Below are 18,992 nucleotides of genomic sequence, written 5' to 3'. Positions count from 1 at the left end.
CTCCTAGCCCCGGCCGCCGAACGGCATCGCACTGGCGACGACGGTGAGATGCGGGACGTTTGCCTCCGGCGGGAGACCCGCCATGAACAGCACGGCGTCGACGGCATTGGCCGCGGACATGGTCGGTTCCGGTCGGACGGTGCCGTCCGGCTGGATCATTCCCTTCGCCATGCCGCTTGTCATGTCCGTGCTCGCATTGCCGATGTCGACCTGGCCGCAGGTGATGCCGAAAGCGCGCCCTTCCAGCGAAATCGCCCGCGTCAGGCCTGTGATGGCGCTCTTCGATGCCGAATAGGCGACCGCATTGGGGCGCGGCACCTGGGACGACACCGAGCCGTTGTTGATGATGCGCCCGCCCTGGGGCATCTGGCGCTTCATCGCCCGAAACGCGGCCTGTGCACAGAAGAAGGCACCGGACAGGTTGATGTCGATGGAGCTTTGCCACTGTTCCGGCGTGACCTCGTCGATCGGCACGGAGCCATCGAAGGTCCCGGCATTGTTGAAGAGAACATCGATGCGGCCGAAGCGGGCGACCACCGCCTCGATCAGTTCGGTGGCCGCGGCAGGCTTGCGCAGATCGGCAGCATGCACGAGGCAATGCGTGTCGTTGCCGATTGCCGCGGCAACGTCCGACAAAGCGCTTTCCCGACGCCCGACCAGCACGACGCGTGCGCCCCGCGCGGCGAAGGCCAGAGCCGCCAGCCGGCCTATTCCCGACCCTGCCCCCGTGATGACGACGACCTTGCCGTCCATATCAAAAGCCCCCCGAGGCTTGGGGTGCAGGCGTTGCGCCGGCTTCGCGCGCAAGGTCCATGGCGACGTCCACGATCATGTCCTCCTGCCCGCCAACCATCCGCCGGCGCCCGAGTTCGACCAGGATCGAGCGCGTATCGACCCCGTAGATCGGTGCGGCCCGCTCGGCATGGCGCAGGAAGGACGAATAGACACCGGCATAGCCCAGCGAGAGCGACTCCCGATCCACACGGACCGGGCGGTCCTGCAGCGGGCGAACGAGATCGTCCGCCGCATCCATCAGACCGAACAGGTTGCAGCCCGTTTCGATGCCCATGGCGTGGAGTGCGGCGACAAGCACCTCCAGCGGCGCATTTCCGGCACCGGCGCCCATGCCGGCAAGCGACGCGTCGACGCGATGGGCGCCTTCCTCGATGGCGACGATCGCATTGGCAACGCCGAGCGACAGATTGTGATGGGTGTGGATACCGACTTGCGTTTCCGGCTTCAGGCCCTCGCGCAGCGCTCGAACGCGCTCCCGCGTTGCAGTCATGGTCAGGGCACCCGCCGAATCCGTGATGTAGACACAGGCCGCCCCCGCCTTCTCCATGATGCGCGCCTGGGCCAGCAGTTCCTGCGGCCCGGACATGTGCGACATCATCAGGAAGCCGGCGACATCCATGCCGATGTTGCGGGCGAAGTCGATATGCTGGATCGCGATATCCGCCTCGGTGCAATGGGTGGCGACGCGGACCGAGCGAACGCCGAGCTCCTTCGCCTCGCGCAGGTCGTGCACCGTGCCGATGCCCGGCAGCAGCAGCGTCGTTAGCACCGCATGCGTCAGCTGGTCGGCAACGGCCGCGATCCATTCCGCATCGGTGTGCAGGCCGAAACCGTAGTTGAAGCTGGAGCCGGCAAGGCCGTCGCCGTGCGCAACCTCGATGGCATCCACCTTCGCGGCATCGAGAGCCCGGGCGATCGTGGCCGCCTGGTCGAGCGTGTAGCGATGGCGAACGGCGTGCATGCCGTCCCGAAGCGTCACGTCCTGGATATAGAGTTTGCTCATGCCGCGGCTCCCATCCGGCGCTCTGCGATACGCTCGGCGGTGCGAAGAGCCGCCGATGTCATGATGTCGAGATTGCCGGCATAGGCCGGCAGGTAATGCGCCGCCCCCTCCACTTCGAGGAAGACGGTGACCTTGGTCCGCTTCGCGCTGACCTCGCCGTCAAACGGTTCGAACTGGATCTCCTGCTTCAGCCGATAGCCCGGAACATAGGTCTGGACCTCCGCCACCATCGCCTCGATCGACGCCCGCAATGCCGCCGTATCCTCCGTCTCCACCAGGGCAAAGACGGTATCCCGCATCATCAGGGGCGGTTCCGCGGGGTTGAGGACGATGATCGCCTTGCCGCGCTCCGCGCCGCCCACCGTCTCGATCGCGCGAGACGTGGTTTCCGTGAATTCGTCGATATTGGCGCGTGTTCCCGGGCCAGCCGACTTCGACGCAATCGACGCGACGATTTCCGCATAAGGCACCCGCGCCACGCTCGAAATGGCCGCGACGATCGGGATCGTCGCCTGGCCGCCGCAGGTCACCATGTTGAGATTGCCGGCGGCAAGGTGTTCATCCAGATTGACCGGCGGCACGACATAGGGTCCTACGGCCGCGGGCGTCAGGTCGATGACCAGTTTCCCGTCCTCACTCAGGATCGCCGCATGCTTCTGGTGCGCTCCGGCCGATGTTGCATCAAACACGATCCCGATATCCGCATAGATCGGCATACGGCGCAGGCCTTCCAGGCCCTCATGGGTGGTAGCGACACCCAGACGCGCGGCCCTCGCCAGCCCGTCCGAACCCGGATCGACGCCGACCATCGCCACGACGGAGATCGCTCCCGCTTTTTTCCGCAAGCACTTGATCATGAGATCCGTGCCGATATTGCCCGATCCGATAATGGCCGCCTTGAGCATTCAAGCCTCCCTTGTATTCACGCCGCTTCAGTGCGCGTTTTCGCGCGCTTCGGCGCCGCTTTGACCGACCAGGAAATCGAAGTCGGCCCCGGTATCTGGCTGCATCACATGATCGAGGAACAGCCCCTCGTAGCCGCGGATCGCCTTGCGCGGCGGCGGGGTCCAGTCCTTCCGCCGCCGATCCAGCTCCTCCTCTGAGACATCGAGATGCAATCGGCCGTTTTCCATGTCGATTTCGATGAAATCACCATCCCGCACCAAAGCGAGCGGACCGCCGAGTGACGCCTCCGGCGCGACATGCAGGATGACGGTGCCATAGGCCGTGCCGCTCATGCGGGCATCGGAGATGCGCACCATGTCGCGCACGCCGCTTTCGAGGAGTTTGCGCGGCAGCGGCATGTTGCCGACCTCCGGCATGCCCGGGAAACCGCGCAGGCCGACATTGCGCATCACGAGAATGCTGTCAGCGTCGACATCCAGCGCCTGGTCGTCGATCCGCGTGCGAAAATCCTGCAATCCCTCGAAGACCACGGCGCGGCCGCGGTGCTTGAGAAGCGCCGGCGTTGCTGCCGCCGGCTTGATCAACGCACCGTTGGGCGCAAGATTTCCGCGCAGGACGGCGATGCCGGCATCCTTCACCACCGGGTTCGCGCGTGGGCGAATGACCTCCGGGTTCCAGTTGACGGTTCCCTCGATATTTTGCGCCAGCGACATGCCCGTCACCGTCGCCGCGGAGCCGTCGACGAGTTCGCCGAGTTCTGCAATCAGGGCAGGCAGCCCACCCGCATAATAAAAGTCTTCCATCAGGAAGCGGCCGGCCGGCATCAGATCCGCGAGCAGCGAAATATGGCGGCCGATGCGATCGAAATCGGCAAGGTCGAGCGGGATGCCCGTGCGCCCGGCAATGGCGAGCAGGTGAATGACGGCATTGGTCGATCCGCCGATCGCCGCATTGATGCGGATCGCGTTTTCGAAGGAGCGCCGGTCCAGCACTTTCGACAGGCGCAGGTCCTCGCGCACCATGTCGACGATGCGAAAGCCGGAATCCCGGGCAAGCAGCGTGCGGCGGCTGTCGACGGCGGGAATGGCGCCGTTCTGCGGCAGGCTCAGGCCCATGGCCTCGATGAGACAGGCCATCGTGGAAGCCGTGCCCATGGTCATGCAGTGGCCGGCCGATCGGGACATGCCCGCCTCGGCTTCCAGGAAGGCTTGCGCGCTCAAGGTTCCCGCGCGGTGCTCCTCGCTCATCGAAAACAGGTTGGTTCCCGAGCCGATATCGCGGCCGCGGAACTTGCCGTTCAGCATCGGGCCGCCGGAGACGACGATGGTCGGCAGGTCGCAGCTTGCGGCCCCCATGACGAGGGCCGGCGTGGTCTTGTCGCAGCCGCACAGCAGGACGACGCCGTCGATCGGATTGGCGCGAATGGATTCCTCCACATCCATGCTGACGAGATTGCGAAACAGCATCGCCGTCGGCCGCAGCAGCGTTTCGCCGAGCGACATGACGGGGAACTCGACCGGGAAACCACCGTTCTCGATGACCCCCAGCTTCACCGCCTCCGCAATGCCCCGCAGATGCGCATTGCAAGGGGTCAATTCCGACCAGGTGTTGCAGATGCCGATCACCGGGCGGCCATCGAAGGCCCTGTTCGGCGTTCCCTGGTTCTTCATCCAGGACCGGTGCATGAAGCCGTTTCGGTCGCTTGTCCCGAACCATTCGCGCGAGCGAAGGGCGGGATTTCCGGCCGGAGGATCCTTCTTCGTCATCGCCCGCTCCTCACGCCAACAGTGCTTTGGCGGCAAGGGCCGTGCCGCCCGATCGATACGGCCCGCTGTAGCGCGCGCGGGCCATGCTGGCGGCAAGCCGCAGCGCCGCCTTGCTGGCGCCGACATTGGCGATGCCCTTGCCGGCAATGTCATAGGCGCTGCCATGCGCCGGCGTCAGGATCGGAATGGCAAGCCCTCCGAGCAGGGTCACGCCGCTGTCGAAGCCGATCAGCTTCATCGCGATCTGGCCCTGGTCGTGATACATGGTCAAAACCGCATCGAACTCCGCATTCCGAGCCCGCCAGAACACCGTGTCGGCGGGAAATGGTCCGTCGCAGCAAAGCCCCCTGCTGCGCGCCGTCGCCACCGCCGGTGCGATGATGTCGATCTCCTCGCGCCCGAAATTGCCGCCATCGCCAGCGTGCGGATTGAGCGCGGCGATCGCGATGCGCGGCTCTGCAAAGCCCGCCTCGCGCATCGTCTGGCGCGTCAGGTCGAGCATTTCGAGAATGCGCTCCTGCGTCACCAGGCTGGCAACATCGGACATCGGGACATGGGAGCTGACGCGAGCATTCCAAAGATTGGGCAGGATGTTGAACTCGGCCGCCGCCGGTTCGTTCGGGAACCGCTCTCGCAGGAAGGCCACCTCGTCATCATAGGTCGGATGGGCAAGGCGCATCGCCGCCTTGTTGAACGGGGTGAAAGCAACCGCACCGGCAGCACCCGCAACGCCGAGGCCAAGCGCGACGGTAAAATTGTCGAGCGCGGATCGCCCGCTTTCGACGGAGTGGGTGCCGACCTCGATGTCGCCGGGATCGCTGTTGCGCAGATCCACCAGAACCGGGCGTGGCATTGCGTCAGGAATCGCATCTTCGGCGGTGAGGTGATCCAACTCCAGCACGACACCCGCCACCCTGGCGCCCTCGGCGAGAATGCGCGCATCGCCGACGACGAGGAGATCCATGTCACGGCGGATATCGTCATCCGCGACAATCCTCGCCGCGAGTTCGGGTCCGACACCCGCCGGGTCTCCAATGGCCAGAGCTATGCGTGGCTTTACGTCTGTCATCGTTCTATCTCATGCCTGTGTGCTGTATGCAGCATACTGATAAACCAAAAAATGACGCCGTCAAGTGCTGTATGCAGCATACTGGAAGTCTCACGCGATATTTGCTATGCGTCGATAACCAGCCCTCCAGAACGGAACAGCACGTGGACAATACGGAAATCAAAAGGCGACCGACCCTCCACGAAGAGGTCGTGCAACGGCTTCGCGACATGATCGTCGAAGGCCAGATCGAACCCGGCGGGCGGATCAACGAGGGCGCGATCGGGGCACAGCTCGGGGTTTCCCGCACACCGCTGCGCGAGGCTATCAAGACGCTTGTCGGGGAAGGCCTTGTCGACATCGTGCAGACCAAGGGCGCCATCGTTCATGTGTTCAGCGAGAAGGAGCTGCACGACACGCTAGAGACGCTGAAGATCCTTGAGGAAAACGCGGGACGACTAGCCTGTCAGAATGCAAGCGATGCCGCGATTGCGGGCATCGAGCAGATGCACCTGACCATGGTGAAACACTTCAATGCCGGCGAGCGGCTCGAATATTTCAAGCTGAACCAGGCCATCCATTCGGCGATCGTCGCGGCCGCCGGAAACGATGTCCTCATGGCGACGCACGAAATGCTCCAGGCCCGCGTGAAGAGAGCGCGGTTCGAAGGACATGGCGAAAAGAAGAGATGGGCCGAGGCGGTGGGCGAGCACGAAGAGATGATCGTGGCCCTGAAGTCCCGCAACGCCAATGCCTTGGCGGAGGTGTTGGGCCGCCACATGAGCCTGGCGTTCGAACGCGTCCGTTATCTCTTCAGCGACAAGGAAAAGTAACCGGACAGCTTCACTTCGCGAATACCTGCGCCAGCGACGACAGGTTGCCTTCCACGATCGCGATCAAGTCCTCGCCCTGTTTGACGGCGGACAGTACCACCCCCCGACCGCCGGCCTGCCTGATGCCTTCGGCAAGCTCCGGCGTCGGCTCGGCGCCGAGCAACACGACCGTCACGCCGTTGGCCTTGAGCCATGCGGCGAGTTTTGCGATGCGCTCCGGCGTCCATTCGTTGGGAGCGGCGGTGATCGAGGCAAGGAGGTCGATGCCGAGGTCGGCGGAGAGATAGGCGAAGTGCGGCGACAGCGCGAGGGCGGAAAGGTCATCGGCCTCGGCAAGCGCCAGGTCGGCCTCGGCTTTCAGGACGAGCAGCTTCTGCTTCACCGTCGCGAGATTGGTGGCGATTGTCTTGGCAGAAGACGGATCGAGGCGCGTGAGATCGGCGGCGAGCACGTCGGCCATGCGGCCGAGGCTGCTGGGGGCGAGCCACGGGGCCGAGCCCTCGCCCGTTGCAGGCATGGGCGCGAGGTCGAGGGCGGCGTAGACGGCGCTGTCGTCGGCGGGTTCGGCAACCGCGATGCCGTTCAGCGCGCCGTCGAGCGGGCGGCCGGCGTCGACCTCGACGATGCGGATATTGCTGCGGCGGGCATGCGGGTAGAGCGGGTCTTCCGGCCAGAAGGAACGGAAGGTGATGACCGCATCGGCGCCGGCGGCTGCCTGCGCGAGCGCAATCTTGCCCCGACCGGCGAGATAAGCGTTAAGCCGTGTTGCCGGCAGTTTTGCGGGCTGGATGGCTTCGACGGTGATCGTGCTGTCCCGGGTCAGCAGCGTGGCCAGCGCAAAGGCGGCCGGGTGGGCCGTCAGCACGCGGGTCGCGGTCTTCTCCTGCGACGCGGCGGTCGACCCGGCAAGGACGGGCGCGGCGAGCGTTGCCGAGAGCAGCGCGCGGCGGGACAGGACACCGCTCATGCGGGATCTCCTCTAAGCGATGGAAGGACCGCGCGCACCGCGGTACAGCCGAGGAAGATGCTGCCGGCGGTGAGGATGATCGCCGCACCCGACGGAATGGGCAGGTCGAGTTCCATCGGGATCAGGATTCCGGCGATCGTTGCCACGAGCGCGAAGAGCACCGAGAGGGTGACGAAGCCCTTCAGGGAACTTGAGACCGTGCGCGCGGCGGCGGCGGGAATGACCAGCAGCGCGCCGACGAGGATGGCGCCGATGATCTTGACGCTTGCCACCGTCACGATGGTCACCAGCATGACGAAGAGATAGTCGAGCGCCTTGACCGGCACGCCGCGCACCGAGGCCAGCATCGGGTTGAAGCTCGCCACCATGAAGCGGTTGAAGAAGAGCACCGTCACCACCAGCACGACGAACCCCACCACGGCGAGAATAGCGATATCCGTGCCCGATACCGTCAGGATCGAGCCGAACAGCACGTTTTCCAGGATATGGATGTTGATCCGACCGGCCAGCACGAGAAGAATGCTGGCGCCGAGCGCCAGCGACATCGAGAGGAAGACGCCGATCAGCGTATCGGCGGAAAGGCCGGTGCGGTTGCGCAGGTAGTTGAGCGCGATGCCGAAGATGAGGCAATAGCCGAACAGCGAGCCATAGGGGCCGGTATAGGGCTCGCCGAGCAGGATGCCGATCGCCACGCCCGTCAGAGCTGCATGGCCGACGGCCTCCGAGAAGAAGGCATGGCGCTTGACGACGACGAGCGTGCCGAGCCCGCCCAGCACGGGACCGGCGATGAGGCCGGCAAGCAGCGCATTCACCGCAAAACCATAGGTAAGCGAGGGCGGCAGGTAGCCGCTTGCCGCCAGCGCCTGCACTGCCTGGCGGAAGGCTTCGAACCACGCGCTCATGCCGCAGCCCCGCCGCGGTGCGAGAACAGCGCCAGCACCCGCTCGGGCGTCAGCGCCGCCTCCGGCGCGCCATCGAACAGCACGGTGCGGCTGAGACCGGTGATGCGATCCCCCAGGCGCCGCACGGCGGCGAGATCGTGCTCGACCCAGACGACCGTGGTGCCGCGCGACTTTAGCGTTCCGATCAGCCGCTCGAAGATCTGCGCACCCGCCTCGTCCAGCGCCGCCATCGGCTCGTCGAGCACCAGCAGGTCGGGTGCCGGCATCAGGCCCTGCGCCATCATCACCCGCTGGCGCTCACCACCGGAAAGCGCGCCCATACGCCGATAGGCCTTGCCCTCCATGCCGACCTCGGCAAGGGCGGTGAGGATGGCCGCCTTTACGGAAGCCTTCGGAGAGAAGAAGGCGGGCCTGTCGGCGACGAGGGCGGACAGGAAATCCATCACCGTCATCGGCAGGCCGCGATCGAATTCCAGCGCCTGCGGCACATAGCCGACGCGGCCCGGCGTGCCCGGCCAGTCGATGCGGATCGTGCCGGCATGCGGCGCCTGGCCGAGCAGGCAGCGGACCAGCGAGGATTTTCCGCCGCCATTCGGGCCGACGATGGCGTGAACCGTGCCGGCCTCGACCTGAAGGTCGATATCGGCGAGGACCTGGGTTCGGCCGAGCACGAGGGAAACCCGTTCGAAGGCAATGGCGGGGCCTTGCCGGACCACCGAGGACGGCGGGACGATCGCGTTCATGGAGTGGCTCCCGCACCGCCCTGCTCGCGGATGGCCTTCACCACCGTCGCGAAATTCTCCGCCATCTCGACTTCGAATTTTTCCGAGGCATAGGCGCCGTAGATGATGTGGGAGAGCGGATAAAGATGGATGCCGGTCTCCCGCTCGATGGTCTCGACATAGGTCGAGGGGAAGTTCAACTCGGAGAAGATGACCCTCACGTCGAGCGCCTTGATCGCGTCGATGGTCTTGGCAAGCTGCGCCGGGCTCGGCTCGATGCCGTGCGCGGGCTCCACCACCGCCGTCACCTCCAGGCCGAATTCGCGCAACAGGTAATCATAGGCGCCGTGGATGGTGGCGACGCGGAAGCTGGCGCCCGGCATGGCGGTCAATTCGGAAAGCGCGGCGGCGCGGATCTTGCGCAGGCGCTTGGCATAGGCGCGGGCGTTTTTGGCGTATTCGGCGGCATTGTCGGGGTCGAGCTTGCCGAGTTCGCGCGCGATGGTCTGCACCTGCTGGATCGCGCCGGCAATCGACAGGAAGGTGTGCGAATTCACCACCTGGCCGGAGATCATGCGGCTGTTGCCCATGCGGCTCGACACGCCGCCGACGGCGGCGAGCAGCGGCACGTCACGATTGGCCTCGATGATCGAGATCGACGGGTTCTCGGAGGCTGCGATCATGCGCTCGGCAAAATCGTCATGGCCGATTCCGTTCAGCACGACCACGTCGAGCGTGCCGACGCGGCGGATGTCTTCGGCGCGCGGCTCATAGGCATGCGGATTGAAGCCGACCGGGATCAGCGGCACGACCTCCGCCCGGTCACCGACTATATTAGCGACATAGGAATAATAGGGGTGCAGCGTCACGCCGACCTTGAGCACCTTGCCGGCAGCGCGCGTGGCGACGGGCACAGGAAGGGCGAAGGCCAAGGCGCCGGCCATCAGCGCCCGCCGCGAAATCCGGATGGTCATTCGTCTGCCCCTCGCGTCACGGATGCGTCGTAGCGATTGACGATCTCCTTCCAGCCGGCGGCGATCAGCGTCTCGTTGGAAAGGCCGGGGAGTGTGGCGTCCGGCGAGCGGTTCAGCCAGACGGAGACCCCGCCATCTGCCGCGTGCTTCGTCGCAATGCGAAGGAGGAGTGAGCCGGCGACATCGCCGGAAGCGGTGCGGCCGAGCCAGCCGGCAAAGCCGTCATCGGCTGGCACGAGGCTCCAGAGATGCCCACCGCGGCCCGCCGTTGCTGCGTCCCTTGAAAAAGGTGGCAACGCCTCGTCCGCCAGGTCCTCCGGCGTCGGTGTCGTGCCGCTTTCCAGCGCGAAGGCGATGTCGCCGGCAGCGACACGGAGATCCGCATTGATGCCCTGTTCGGCCGCCGTCAATCCGTCGCGCGCGTCGACCTGCCATTCGGCGGCCGCCGTGACGTCAGGCGCCCGCGTGCGCAGCCCCACCACCGTTCCTGCTACAAGCAGGATGGCAAGGCAGAGCAGGACCACGAGGAGCGTTTCCCGTTCAGCGCCCGCGGGGCGGACGGTGACGCTTGTCGCCTTGCTCGCCGTCACGGCGAAAGACCGTCAATATCGCGCCAGTCGACCTCGACCACATGGCCCGGTCCCGCATCGAAGAGCACGTAGAACTCGCCGGAGGGCCGATCGAACTGCACGACGGATTCCGGCCCGAACTTGCCGGGCACCAGGATTTCCTCCTCGTAGGAGATCACGTCGAGCGTCACGCCTTCGGCGCCCGTGCCATCGGAAAAGCCGCCCTTGCAGGCGATCTTGCCGTCCTCCAGCGCGCAGGTGCAGTAGGGATAGTGTGCTGCGGCGGGCGAGGCCAGGCAGACCATTGCAACCAGCCAGGCGATGAGCCCTAAAAACCGTGTTCTCATCGCGTTCCTCCGCGTTCTTTCAGCCACGCGATCGTGGCAGGTGAGGCTTCCGTCAGGGGGATCGCCGTCTGGTGGACGGACCCGTCCCATCCTTCGACGGTGAGCCAGATGTCATCGCCCGGCCGCGCGCGCCCCGGAATGGGCACGTCCGCCGTCTGGCGATAGGGGCTGCCCGACAGGACCACGCCGGCGGCCCGCAGCGAGCGCGGCTTGCCGACCCTGAGGTAGCTCGCCTTGATGCGATCGGCATCCTCGGGATTCCAGCGGATGGCGAAGGTCTTCATGTGACCGGCAAGGCCTTGGTCGATCGGCGCATCCGCGGTGTATTCCGCCACGCTGACATGCCAGGGGCCAACCGCTTTCTCGCCGAGTTCGTGCTGGCCGAGGCCCGCCTCGCCGTAGAACAGCGCCTCCTCGCGGAAGAATTTCGGCGCGGCGATGATGGGGATGATCAAAAGCAGGACGCCGAGGTGGAAGCGCCAGCGATGCCGCCCGCCGGGCAGGCCGGCATGGGGGTTGGTCTTTACCTTCGCGCCGCTCATTCCGCCGGCTCCCGCTGGCCGCCCGCAGCGGAAAGCATCCGGTCGGCCTTGACGTCGCGCATCAGCTTGGCGGTCGCCTGCGCCGTGCGTTTCGTCCAGATCATCATGCCGGAAAACACCATCATGGTGAGCAGCAGCCCGAAGAGGAAATAGACCAGCTTCAGCCACAAGCCGGCAAAGTCGCCGGTGTGCAGGGGCCGCATGCTCTCGGTGACGAGCTCCAGCGCCGAGCGGTCGGACACACGCCGCGTCGCCTCGATCTTGCCGTTATAGGGATTGACGTTGGCCGTCTCGAAAATCAGCGGATAGGCGCCGCGACCGCCGACGACGATATGGCCGAACGCATTGGACGGCAGGGCGACGAAATCCGGGCTCAGATCCGGAAACTTCTCGCGCACCAGTTCGCCGGCGCGATCGAGCGAAATCCACGGTGCCTTGGCGCCGCCCTCGGTCGGCACGTCCTCGCGCGCCACGACCGGCGGCACGCCGACCGTCGATACGGTGATGTTGTTGTCGGCGAGGATCTGCTCGATCAGGAACCAGCCGGCCGTGACCGCCATGATGGCGATGAACGGCACCGACCAGATGCCGGCCAGGCGATGGAAATCGCCCCAGAAGATGCGCGCGCCATTGCGCAGGCGCAGGCGCGGGTTGAAATAGCCGCGCCAGAATTTCTTGTAGACGACGAGCCCCGTCACCAGCGAGCCGAGCATGGGGATCGACAGCGCGGAGACGAGATACCAGCCCCAGCTCGTCGGGCCGACGAAGGGCACGAGCAGCCAGCCGTGCAGCGCGCGGATGAAATAGCGGAAGTCGAACACGCCGCCGACGCCCTGGATGGCGCCGGTATAGGGGTTCACATAGAGCGAGCGCGTCTTGCCGTCCGGATAGGTCACGGAAACATCGAGCGCGAAGATCGACTTCACCGGGCGAAGGATGAAGTTCACCGCCACCCCCGGCTCCGCCCGCTCGACGGCCGCCAGCACCGCGTCGTAGCCGAGCACAACGGCATCCGCCGTCGGGCGGTTTGCGCGCATCTCCGGCTTGACCACCCACATGATCTCCTGGCTCACCGTTGCGATCGTGCCCGTCAGGCAGACGAAAAACACCAGCACCCACAGCGGCAGGGCCAGCCAGCTGTGCACGATCAGCCAGAGCCGTGACGTCTTCTTCTTTTCTTTTACCGGTCGGGTCGAGGTCATGTCATTCCAAATTGCGTGTCGCCGCGGGCGATGGCTCCAACCTTTAAGACGAACAAAGGGGGGTGACTACACACCCCCAAACGGTAAAAATCTTTCAAGCCTTTGAACAGAAAGCGATATTCCGAAGGGCAGCGGCGGCGCAAAAGCGCCGCCCTACACACTTAGAACCTGAAGCTCGTTGACAGCTTGAACGTACGCCCTTCCCCGGCGATCAGGCCATAGGTCGTGCTCGCCCAGTAGTCGTTGTCGAGCACGTTATCGACATTGAAGCGGATGGTGATCGGTTCGGCGTTCTCCCGCTCGATCTCGTAGCGGCCGCCGACATCGAGCCGCGTCCAGGACGGAATTTCCCGGCGGGGTTCCGCCGTTTCGTAATATTGCGCGCTGGTAAACGTCACGCGCCCGCTGAGGCTCAGGCCGGTGATGAACGGCGTATCCCACTCCGCGCCGATATTCGCCTGGAACTTCGGCGAGCTGACCGCGATCTTGTCGTCATCGACGCCGCCCTGGGTCTTGGTCAGCCGTGCATCCAGCAGCATCAGGCCGCCGAGCACCCGCACGCTCTCCGTCACCTGCCCGAACACGTTGAGCTCGATGCCGCGGTTGCGCTGCTCGCCGTCATAGCTCAGCGTGTTGGTCGCGACGTTGACGCGCTGGCTCGGCTGCGTGATTTCGAAGAGGCTAAGCGTCGTCGTGAAGTCCCCCCATTCGGCCTTGACGCCCGCCTCGACCTGCTTCGTCTTGAAAGGCGCCAGCACCGCGCCCGCATTGGCAAAGCCGATCGGAACGGTGGTGCCGGGAGAAAGCCCCTCGGAATAGTTCGCATAGAGCGCCACATTCTCCCAGGGCTTGACGGAGAACGCCACCATCGGGCTCAGCGCATCTTGCTCATAGCTCCCGGAAAGCTCGCGGGTGAAGATGTTGTAGAACTTGTCGTCGACATATTGCTTGCGCAGGCCGCCCATCACGAGCAGCCGTTCGTCGAACATCGACGCCGAATAGAGCGCGGAGACGCCGTAGTAGGTGCCATCGCCATTCCGGCCGAGCTTCGGCAGTTCAAGCCCCGGATCGGGAATGTCCGAAAGATCATCCAGGTTGCCGGGGACCGGCTGCCCGATGGCGAGCCCCGCATCGGTATCGAGCGTCGTGCGATCATATTGCAGGGAGACGCGGTGGCTGACCGGGCCGGTGTCGAAATTCCACCGCATGCCGAGCTGCGCCGAAGTCCGCAGGTTCTCGCTGTTCAAAGCGTAAGGGTCCGCCACGAAGTCGCCGTCGGTGTTGAGGATCGTGTGGGAGACGAGCGTATTGGTGCTGAAGCGGCTCTCGCTGATGCCGTAAGCGCCATAAAGGGTGAGATTTTCTAGGGCATCGAACTCGCCGCGAACCACGCCGAAGCGCCCCGACGCATCGCTGAAGCTCCACGGCGCGACCGCCTGGTCCCGTCCGCTGAAGGCCGACGGAACCGGCACGCCTTCACCCAGGTAGAAATTCGAGATCGTCGCATTGTCGGTCTTGTTGGCCTGGTAGCCGAAATCGGCCGACAGCCGCAGCCGCTCGCCCTTGTAGTCGAGGCCGAGGGCAGCGAGCGACGATTCCTTGTCCTGATCGGAGGTATTGGTTTCGCCACCGCCGTAGACGCCGTTGAAGCGTATGCCGAATTCCTGGTTGTCCCCGTAGCGCCGCGCGAAATCGATATGTTCGCCGATCGTGCCGTTGCTGCGATAGAAGGTGTTGAATTCGGTGAGCGGCGCCTCGCCCGCGCGCTTGGGCACGATGTTCACGGTGCCGCCCACGGCGCCATCCGACGGCATGCCGTTGATCAGCGTGCTGGGGCCGCTCAGCACCTCGACCCGTTCGGCAAGCTCGGCCGTCGTCGAGTTGTACGGCAGTATCCCCGGCAGGCCGTCGAACAGATAGTTGTAGCTGCTGATGCGCAGGCCGCGGATGGTCACCTGCTCGAAGAAGCTGCTGCGGTCGCCATTGACGAGCGTGCGCACCGACGGGTTGTCCTGCAAGGCCTCGGCGACCGTCGACGATTGCGTGTCCTGGATGCGCTTTGCCGTATAGCTCGTCTGGTTGAACGGCGTGTCCATGACGCTGAGATTGCCGAGCAAACCGAGACGGGCGCCCGCCGCGACCTGGCCGCCGGCATACACGGGCGGCGCATCCCAGTTGTTGATGCCGTCGCCCTCGATGGTGATGGTTTCCAGCAGGGTCGAGCCATCGGCACTCGCCGCGCCGCCCTGCACCGTCGCAACGCCGACGATCGTCACCGTGTTGCCGCTGACCCGAGCCACAAGCCCCGTGCCGGCCAGGATCCTCTGCAGCGCATCCGAGCGCGTCAGCGCGCCCTGCGCGCCGCCGGACGCCTTGCCGCGCACCAGATCGGCATCGAAGAACAGCTGGACCCCGGTCGTGTTGGAAAACTGTACCAGCGCGCTCGACAGCGACTGCGCGGGGATGGCGAAGGACACCGCGCGTGCGGTGAGACCGGACGCGCTCGTCTGGGCGTAGGCGGGCATGGCGAGCGAGGCAACGGTGGCAAGCGCCGTCGTCATGAGAAGAGCCGGCAGCGACCGCGGCAAACGCCCCCGCGCGCCAACGTCCCGTTTTGTGTTTCCAGCCCCCATCACGTCACCCCTTGTCAAAACCGAGCCCGTACAGACGGGCTTCACCACAGTCCCCAGGGATTTTGCGTCCCTCACAAGGTTAGACACCCGGCCTCTGCCGGCTAATGATCGGCCGTTCGAAAATTTCCGGATTTTCTTTCCGTCAACGGCGATAGACGACGGTGACGAAGCCGGCGGCGTTCAGCACCCGGATCGGCAGGGTTTCCGCGATCGTGCGCAGCGCCTGCTCGGTCTGCCGGGTCTCGAAGATCGCCGTGACCGGGATGTCGCCGATGCTTTCGTCGACGAGCACGATCCGGCCCCGGCGGTAGCGCTCAAGTTCGCTGAGCACGCGGCGCAGCGGCACGTCCTCGAACACGATCCTGTCCTTGCGCCATGCCTCGACCACGCCCTGATCGGCCTGCTGCGGCGTGCCGAGCCCCGCCGCGCCATACGTCACCTGCCAGCCCTCCTCGATCGTGACGGCCCGCGCCGCATCGAGCGCCACCGATACGGAATGTTCGGCGACCGAGACGGTCACGAGGTCCGCCAGCTTGACGTTGAACTGCGTGCCGAGCGCCTGGGTCGTGCCGATGCCCGCCTCCACCAGGAAGGGCCGCGCGGCATCCTCCGCCACCTGGAAGAACCCCTCGCCCCGGTGCAGCACCAGCCGCCGCTCGCTGTCGGTATAGTGCACGGAAAGCGCCGAGTAGCTGCCGAGCTCGACGATGCTGCCATCGGCAAGCTCGAAGCTGCGGCGTTCCGCGACGTCGGTCGTATAGTCGGCAAAAAGGCCCGGCCGGGTAAAGACATAGCCGCCGGACGCCGCGGCAAGCCCCGCAAGACCGCCGATGAGCAGCGTGCGCCGACTCAGGCTGCCGGAGGCGCGCATGCGGTCATATTCCGGCTTGACGATCTCGAAGCGGTCCCAGAGCTGCTGCGCGCGCTGAAAGGCGGCCTCGTGCGCCGGGCTTTCGTCGATCCATTCTGCAAAGGCACGCCGATCCTCGGCACTCGCCTGCTCGTCCTTGATGCGGACGAACCATTCGAGTGCCTCGCGATAGATCGGATCGGTATCGGGTTCCGTCATGCCTTTATCGTCCGTGCCCGGAAGCTTCTGAAGTCCGTATGGGCTTCCTGCACTTCTTAAGACACTCCAGGCGGTGAAACCAATGATCGGTTGCGGGAATTTTTCAAAGCTGCCGGTCGAGTTCGGCAAGGGCAGAAACGATCTGGCTGATCACCGTGTTGCGCGAAATGCCCATCCGGATCGCCACTTCGTCATAGGAAAGCCCCTCGATGCGGTTGAGCACGAAGGCCTCGCGGCGACGCGCCGGCAAGGCCGCCACCGCCTCCAGCAACCGCCGCAACTCGCTGCGATAGAGGGCGATCATTTCAGGCGACGGGCGCAGGTCCGCGATAAGCTCCAGATCCAGCCCGGCCTGCTCGATATCGCCGCGCCGACGCGCATCACGCAGATGGTTGAGCGCCAGGTTGCGCGCCGCCTGCACGACATAGGCAGCACTTGCGGAATTTTCCTGCCGCCCGAGAATGTTGGCAAAGGCCTGCTGCACGACATCCTCCGCCGCCGCGGGATTGCCGACGATACGGCGCACGAAGGCGCGCAGCCGCCCGTGCTCCTTCTCGTATAGCTTGGCAATCTCCAAAGCCTGCGCGGTCATCTTCACAAACGGCCCCAATTCCTCCCTTCCCGGTTAGAGAACCGGATTTTCGAATGCAAATGCATTGATTTAGAGGGATTCTAAGCGAGGACCGTAAACTTGCCTTATAAAGTCACATTTTAATGTAAAAACATCGACTTCATTCTCGGAGCGCCCGATGCGCCCCGCCGAAAAGCCCGAGAGTTCCATCGAGCGAGTGGCAGAAATGCCACATTCTGGCTACGCCGCCTGCGCCAGGAAACGAGCGTATCGTTCCTCAAGCAGGGCGAAGAGGCGGTCGTGATTGACATCCGTCATGACGAGGCAATTGGGCGTGCGGCCGGCCAGTTCGCGCTGGCTCACGCTGACGATGCTCTGCCCCATCGCGAGGTCCGACTGGACATCGACTTCGACGAAACCCTCGACCCCGGAGAAAATCTCCGGTTCGATCAGGTAGGCGATGACGCAGGGATCATGCAGGCACGGGTCGCCGGCACCGTAGGATGTGAGCATGTCCGCGGCCACGGCGCCGATCCGGCCGAGGCGCTTCAGTCTTTCCGTTCGCTCGGGGGTGATGATCGCCTTGTGGGTGACGTCGAGACCGAACATGACCATGGGAATACCGGACGCGACGACCGCCTGGGCCGCGTGCGGGTCGAAGTAGAAGTTGAACTCGGCGCGCTCCGTGACGTTGCCCTTGCAGAAGGCAGTACCACCCATGAAGACGATGCGCTTGATCAGGGGTGCGATGCCGGGATCGATCGCAAGGGCGACCGCGATGTTGGTCATCGGGCCGAGAACGGCTATGGTGACCTCGCCCGGTGCTGCGCGAACCTGGTTGATGATGAAGTCGATGGCGGCGCGCTCGGCCGGCGGTGACGACGGTCGTTGCAGGCCGATGTCGCCCAGGCCATCCTCGCCATGCACCGTGACGCCGGCGCGTTGCGGGTAGAGCAGCGGGCGGCCGCAGCCCTGGAGGACGCGGATATCGCTCCGGCCGGCGAGTTCGCAGACGAAGCGCGCATTCGCCTCGGTCTTTTCGAGTGGAATGTTTCCGGCGACGGCGGTGATGCCGAGAATTTCGATTTCGTTGGATGGGAAGGCGAGCAGGAGTGCCGCCGCATCGTCAACACCCGGATCACAATCAATAATAATGGATTCAGTCATTTAACGCTCTTTCGTATAGGGAATGCCGCCGGCTTTTGGCGGGATGGCGCGGCCCATGAAGCCGGCCAGCAGGACGACGGTGAGGACGTAGGGAAGGGACTGGACGATCTGCGTCGAGAGCTCCGAGCCGAGGCCGAAGTCGAACGCCTGGAAGCGGATCGAGAGCGCTTCGAGGAAGCCGAACAGCAGGCAGGCGAGGAGCACGGGGACGGGTCGCCACTTCGCGAAGATCAGGGCCGCCAGCGCCATATAGCCCTTGCCGGCCGACATTTCCCGCACGAAGCCCGCGGACTGCGCCACCGAAAGGTAGGCGCCGGCGATGCCGCAGAGGATCGCGCCGCAGAGCAGTGCGCGATAGCGCAGCCAGCTAACCGAGATGCCGGCCGTGTCGACCGCAGCCGGGTTCTCGCCAACGGCGCGCAGGCGGAGGCCAAAGCGCGTGTGATGGAAAACCCACCACGTCACCGGCACGGCTGCAAACGCCACGTAGACGAGGATGCTGTAGCCGGAAATCAGGTCGGCATAGATCGGGCCGATGATCGGCACCGGACGGATCGCATCGGCGAAGGGCAGGATCACGGTGGGGAAGCGTGCCTCGGGCGGAAGCTGGGGCGTTCGCCCACCCAGCGCAAACCAGCCCACCGCAAGCAGGACCGTTAGCCCCGACGAGATGAAGTTGATTGCGACGCCGGAGATGATCTGGTTGCCCTGATGCGTCACGGAGGCGAAGCCATGCACGAGGCTGAGGAACAGGGCGACCAGGATCGCGAAGATCAGGCCGATCCAGGCGGATTCGAACTGGTAGGCGGCCGCCGCGGCGGCAAAGGCCGCAAACAGCATCTTGCCTTCCAGCCCGATATCCCAGACGCCGGAGCGCTCGGCATAGAGGCCGGCCAGCCCGCACAGGATGAGCGGCACGGAGAGGCGCAGCGTCGAACTCAGGAGAAGGATGACGGTCGAGAGCGTGTCTTGCATG

At 65.0% G+C, this 18,992-nt stretch carries 19 protein-coding genes; 1 reads left to right on the top strand and 18 read right to left on the bottom strand.

All coding sequences use genetic code 11. The annotated features are described in order from the left end of the window. Positions 1 to 3 precede the first annotated feature (3 nt). Genes AC1RWL_RS04185 through AC1RWL_RS04165 form a run of 5 tightly spaced genes read right to left on the bottom strand, consistent with a single transcriptional unit; the run spans position 4 to position 5,539 of the window. Positions 4 to 753 carry an SDR family oxidoreductase gene (locus AC1RWL_RS04185; RefSeq protein ID WP_493093098.1) on the bottom strand — a complete coding sequence of 250 codons (750 nt, stop codon included), beginning with the start codon at positions 751 to 753 and terminating at the stop codon, positions 4 to 6. 1 nt (position 754) lies between these two features. Next, on the bottom strand, positions 755 to 1,798 hold the full coding sequence (gene dmpG / locus AC1RWL_RS04180; protein WP_493093099.1) for a 4-hydroxy-2-oxovalerate aldolase: 1,044 nt from the start codon (positions 1,796 to 1,798) through the stop codon (positions 755 to 757). Further along, positions 1,795 to 2,703 carry an acetaldehyde dehydrogenase (acetylating) gene (locus tag AC1RWL_RS04175; protein WP_493093101.1) on the bottom strand — a complete coding sequence of 303 codons (909 nt, stop codon included), beginning with the start codon at positions 2,701 to 2,703 and terminating at the stop codon, positions 1,795 to 1,797. The genes dmpG and AC1RWL_RS04175 overlap by 4 nt, the downstream gene beginning before the upstream one ends. Before the next feature lie 27 nt (positions 2,704 to 2,730). Further along, a complete protein-coding gene (locus AC1RWL_RS04170; protein ID WP_493093102.1) occupies positions 2,731 to 4,470 on the bottom strand; it encodes an IlvD/Edd family dehydratase in 1,740 nt (579 codons plus the stop codon). Between the two features lie 10 nt (positions 4,471 to 4,480). Beyond that, positions 4,481 to 5,539 (bottom strand): 4-hydroxythreonine-4-phosphate dehydrogenase PdxA, encoded by a 1,059-nt coding sequence (locus AC1RWL_RS04165; RefSeq protein ID WP_493093103.1) that lies wholly within the window; start codon positions 5,537 to 5,539, stop codon positions 4,481 to 4,483. Positions 5,540 to 5,610: 71 nt separating this feature from the next. On the opposite strand from AC1RWL_RS04165, the gene AC1RWL_RS04160 reads away from it, so the two are divergent. After that, positions 5,611 to 6,351 carry a GntR family transcriptional regulator gene (locus AC1RWL_RS04160; protein ID WP_493158228.1) on the top strand — a complete coding sequence of 247 codons (741 nt, stop codon included), beginning with the start codon at positions 5,611 to 5,613 and terminating at the stop codon, positions 6,349 to 6,351. A 10-nt stretch (positions 6,352 to 6,361) separates the two neighbouring features. Here AC1RWL_RS04160 and AC1RWL_RS04155 read toward each other — a convergent pair whose 3' ends face one another. The 13 genes from AC1RWL_RS04155 to AC1RWL_RS04095 form a co-directional block, all read right to left on the bottom strand. Next, complete coding sequence (locus AC1RWL_RS04155; RefSeq protein ID WP_493093105.1) at positions 6,362 to 7,318, bottom strand: metal ABC transporter solute-binding protein, Zn/Mn family; 957 nt, start codon at positions 7,316 to 7,318, stop codon at positions 6,362 to 6,364. Next, positions 7,315 to 8,220: a metal ABC transporter permease gene (locus tag AC1RWL_RS04150; RefSeq protein WP_493093106.1), complete on the bottom strand. Its 906-nt coding sequence runs from the start codon at positions 8,218 to 8,220 to the stop codon at positions 7,315 to 7,317. The genes AC1RWL_RS04155 and AC1RWL_RS04150 overlap by 4 nt, the downstream gene beginning before the upstream one ends. After that, entirely contained in the window at positions 8,217 to 8,963 is a 747-nt protein-coding gene (locus AC1RWL_RS04145) for a metal ABC transporter ATP-binding protein (protein WP_493093107.1), read from the bottom strand. The genes AC1RWL_RS04150 and AC1RWL_RS04145 overlap by 4 nt, the downstream gene beginning before the upstream one ends. Next, positions 8,960 to 9,916, bottom strand: a complete 957-nt coding sequence (locus tag AC1RWL_RS04140) for a metal ABC transporter solute-binding protein, Zn/Mn family (protein ID WP_493093108.1) — start codon at positions 9,914 to 9,916, stop codon at positions 8,960 to 8,962. Before AC1RWL_RS04140 ends, AC1RWL_RS04145 begins: the two co-directional genes overlap by 4 nt. Beyond that, positions 9,913 to 10,506, bottom strand: a complete 594-nt coding sequence (locus tag AC1RWL_RS04135) for a DUF6162 family protein (RefSeq protein WP_493093109.1) — start codon at positions 10,504 to 10,506, stop codon at positions 9,913 to 9,915. The genes AC1RWL_RS04140 and AC1RWL_RS04135 overlap by 4 nt, the downstream gene beginning before the upstream one ends. Continuing rightward, a complete protein-coding gene (locus tag AC1RWL_RS04130) occupies positions 10,503 to 10,832 on the bottom strand; it encodes a hypothetical protein (protein WP_493093110.1) in 330 nt (109 codons plus the stop codon). Before AC1RWL_RS04130 ends, AC1RWL_RS04135 begins: the two co-directional genes overlap by 4 nt. Beyond that, positions 10,829 to 11,374, bottom strand: a complete 546-nt coding sequence (locus AC1RWL_RS04125) for a PA2404 family protein (RefSeq protein WP_493093111.1) — start codon at positions 11,372 to 11,374, stop codon at positions 10,829 to 10,831. Before AC1RWL_RS04125 ends, AC1RWL_RS04130 begins: the two co-directional genes overlap by 4 nt. Further along, positions 11,371 to 12,576, bottom strand: a complete 1,206-nt coding sequence (locus AC1RWL_RS04120) for a PepSY-associated TM helix domain-containing protein (protein ID WP_493093112.1) — start codon at positions 12,574 to 12,576, stop codon at positions 11,371 to 11,373. Before AC1RWL_RS04120 ends, AC1RWL_RS04125 begins: the two co-directional genes overlap by 4 nt. 161 nt (positions 12,577 to 12,737) lie before the next feature. Next, on the bottom strand, positions 12,738 to 15,137 hold the full coding sequence (locus AC1RWL_RS04115; RefSeq protein ID WP_493093113.1) for a TonB-dependent siderophore receptor: 2,400 nt from the start codon (positions 15,135 to 15,137) through the stop codon (positions 12,738 to 12,740). 214 nt (positions 15,138 to 15,351) lie between these two features. After that, entirely contained in the window at positions 15,352 to 16,278 is a 927-nt protein-coding gene (locus AC1RWL_RS04110) for a FecR family protein (RefSeq protein ID WP_493093115.1), read from the bottom strand. Positions 16,279 to 16,381: 103 nt separating this feature from the next. Then, positions 16,382 to 16,870 (bottom strand): sigma-70 family RNA polymerase sigma factor, encoded by a 489-nt coding sequence (locus tag AC1RWL_RS04105; protein ID WP_493093835.1) that lies wholly within the window; start codon positions 16,868 to 16,870, stop codon positions 16,382 to 16,384. Between the two features lie 219 nt (positions 16,871 to 17,089). Continuing rightward, complete coding sequence (locus tag AC1RWL_RS04100) at positions 17,090 to 18,016, bottom strand: nucleoside hydrolase (protein WP_493093116.1); 927 nt, start codon at positions 18,014 to 18,016, stop codon at positions 17,090 to 17,092. Continuing rightward, positions 18,017 to 18,991, bottom strand: coding sequence for an ABC transporter permease (locus AC1RWL_RS04095; protein ID WP_493093117.1), 975 nt, complete (start codon positions 18,989 to 18,991; stop codon positions 18,017 to 18,019). Position 18,992: the final 1 nt, after the last annotated feature.

The organism is Shinella sp. GW821-FHT10F02, from assembly GCF_058809275.1.
The sequence above is the reverse complement of the archived record's forward strand: the minus strand, read 5'-3'. Positions and strand labels throughout refer to the sequence as shown.

Coding starts and splice junctions, on each gene's coding strand:
- AC1RWL_RS04185 (WP_493093098.1), bottom strand. CDS start 753: ATGGACGGCAAGGTCGTCGTCATCACGGGGGCAGGGTCGGGAATAGGC.
- dmpG (WP_493093099.1), bottom strand. CDS start 1,798: ATGAGCAAACTCTATATCCAGGACGTGACGCTTCGGGACGGCATGCAC.
- AC1RWL_RS04175 (WP_493093101.1), bottom strand. CDS start 2,703: ATGCTCAAGGCGGCCATTATCGGATCGGGCAATATCGGCACGGATCTC.
- AC1RWL_RS04170 (WP_493093102.1), bottom strand. CDS start 4,470: ATGACGAAGAAGGATCCTCCGGCCGGAAATCCCGCCCTTCGCTCGCGC.
- AC1RWL_RS04165 (WP_493093103.1), bottom strand. CDS start 5,539: ATGACAGACGTAAAGCCACGCATAGCTCTGGCCATTGGAGACCCGGCG.
- AC1RWL_RS04160 (WP_493158228.1), top strand. CDS start 5,611: ATGCAGCATACTGGAAGTCTCACGCGATATTTGCTATGCGTCGATAAC.
- AC1RWL_RS04155 (WP_493093105.1), bottom strand. CDS start 7,318: ATGAGCGGTGTCCTGTCCCGCCGCGCGCTGCTCTCGGCAACGCTCGCC.
- AC1RWL_RS04150 (WP_493093106.1), bottom strand. CDS start 8,220: ATGAGCGCGTGGTTCGAAGCCTTCCGCCAGGCAGTGCAGGCGCTGGCG.
- AC1RWL_RS04145 (WP_493093107.1), bottom strand. CDS start 8,963: ATGAACGCGATCGTCCCGCCGTCCTCGGTGGTCCGGCAAGGCCCCGCC.
- AC1RWL_RS04140 (WP_493093108.1), bottom strand. CDS start 9,916: ATGACCATCCGGATTTCGCGGCGGGCGCTGATGGCCGGCGCCTTGGCC.
- AC1RWL_RS04130 (WP_493093110.1), bottom strand. CDS start 10,832: ATGAGAACACGGTTTTTAGGGCTCATCGCCTGGCTGGTTGCAATGGTC.
- AC1RWL_RS04125 (WP_493093111.1), bottom strand. CDS start 11,374: ATGAGCGGCGCGAAGGTAAAGACCAACCCCCATGCCGGCCTGCCCGGC.
- AC1RWL_RS04120 (WP_493093112.1), bottom strand. CDS start 12,576: ATGACCTCGACCCGACCGGTAAAAGAAAAGAAGAAGACGTCACGGCTC.
- AC1RWL_RS04115 (WP_493093113.1), bottom strand. CDS start 15,137: ATGACGACGGCGCTTGCCACCGTTGCCTCGCTCGCCATGCCCGCCTAC.
- AC1RWL_RS04110 (WP_493093115.1), bottom strand. CDS start 16,278: ATGACGGAACCCGATACCGATCCGATCTATCGCGAGGCACTCGAATGG.
- AC1RWL_RS04105 (WP_493093835.1), bottom strand. CDS start 16,870: ATGACCGCGCAGGCTTTGGAGATTGCCAAGCTATACGAGAAGGAGCAC.
- AC1RWL_RS04100 (WP_493093116.1), bottom strand. CDS start 18,016: ATGACTGAATCCATTATTATTGATTGTGATCCGGGTGTTGACGATGCG.
- AC1RWL_RS04095 (WP_493093117.1), bottom strand. CDS start 18,991: ATGCAAGACACGCTCTCGACCGTCATCCTTCTCCTGAGTTCGACGCTG.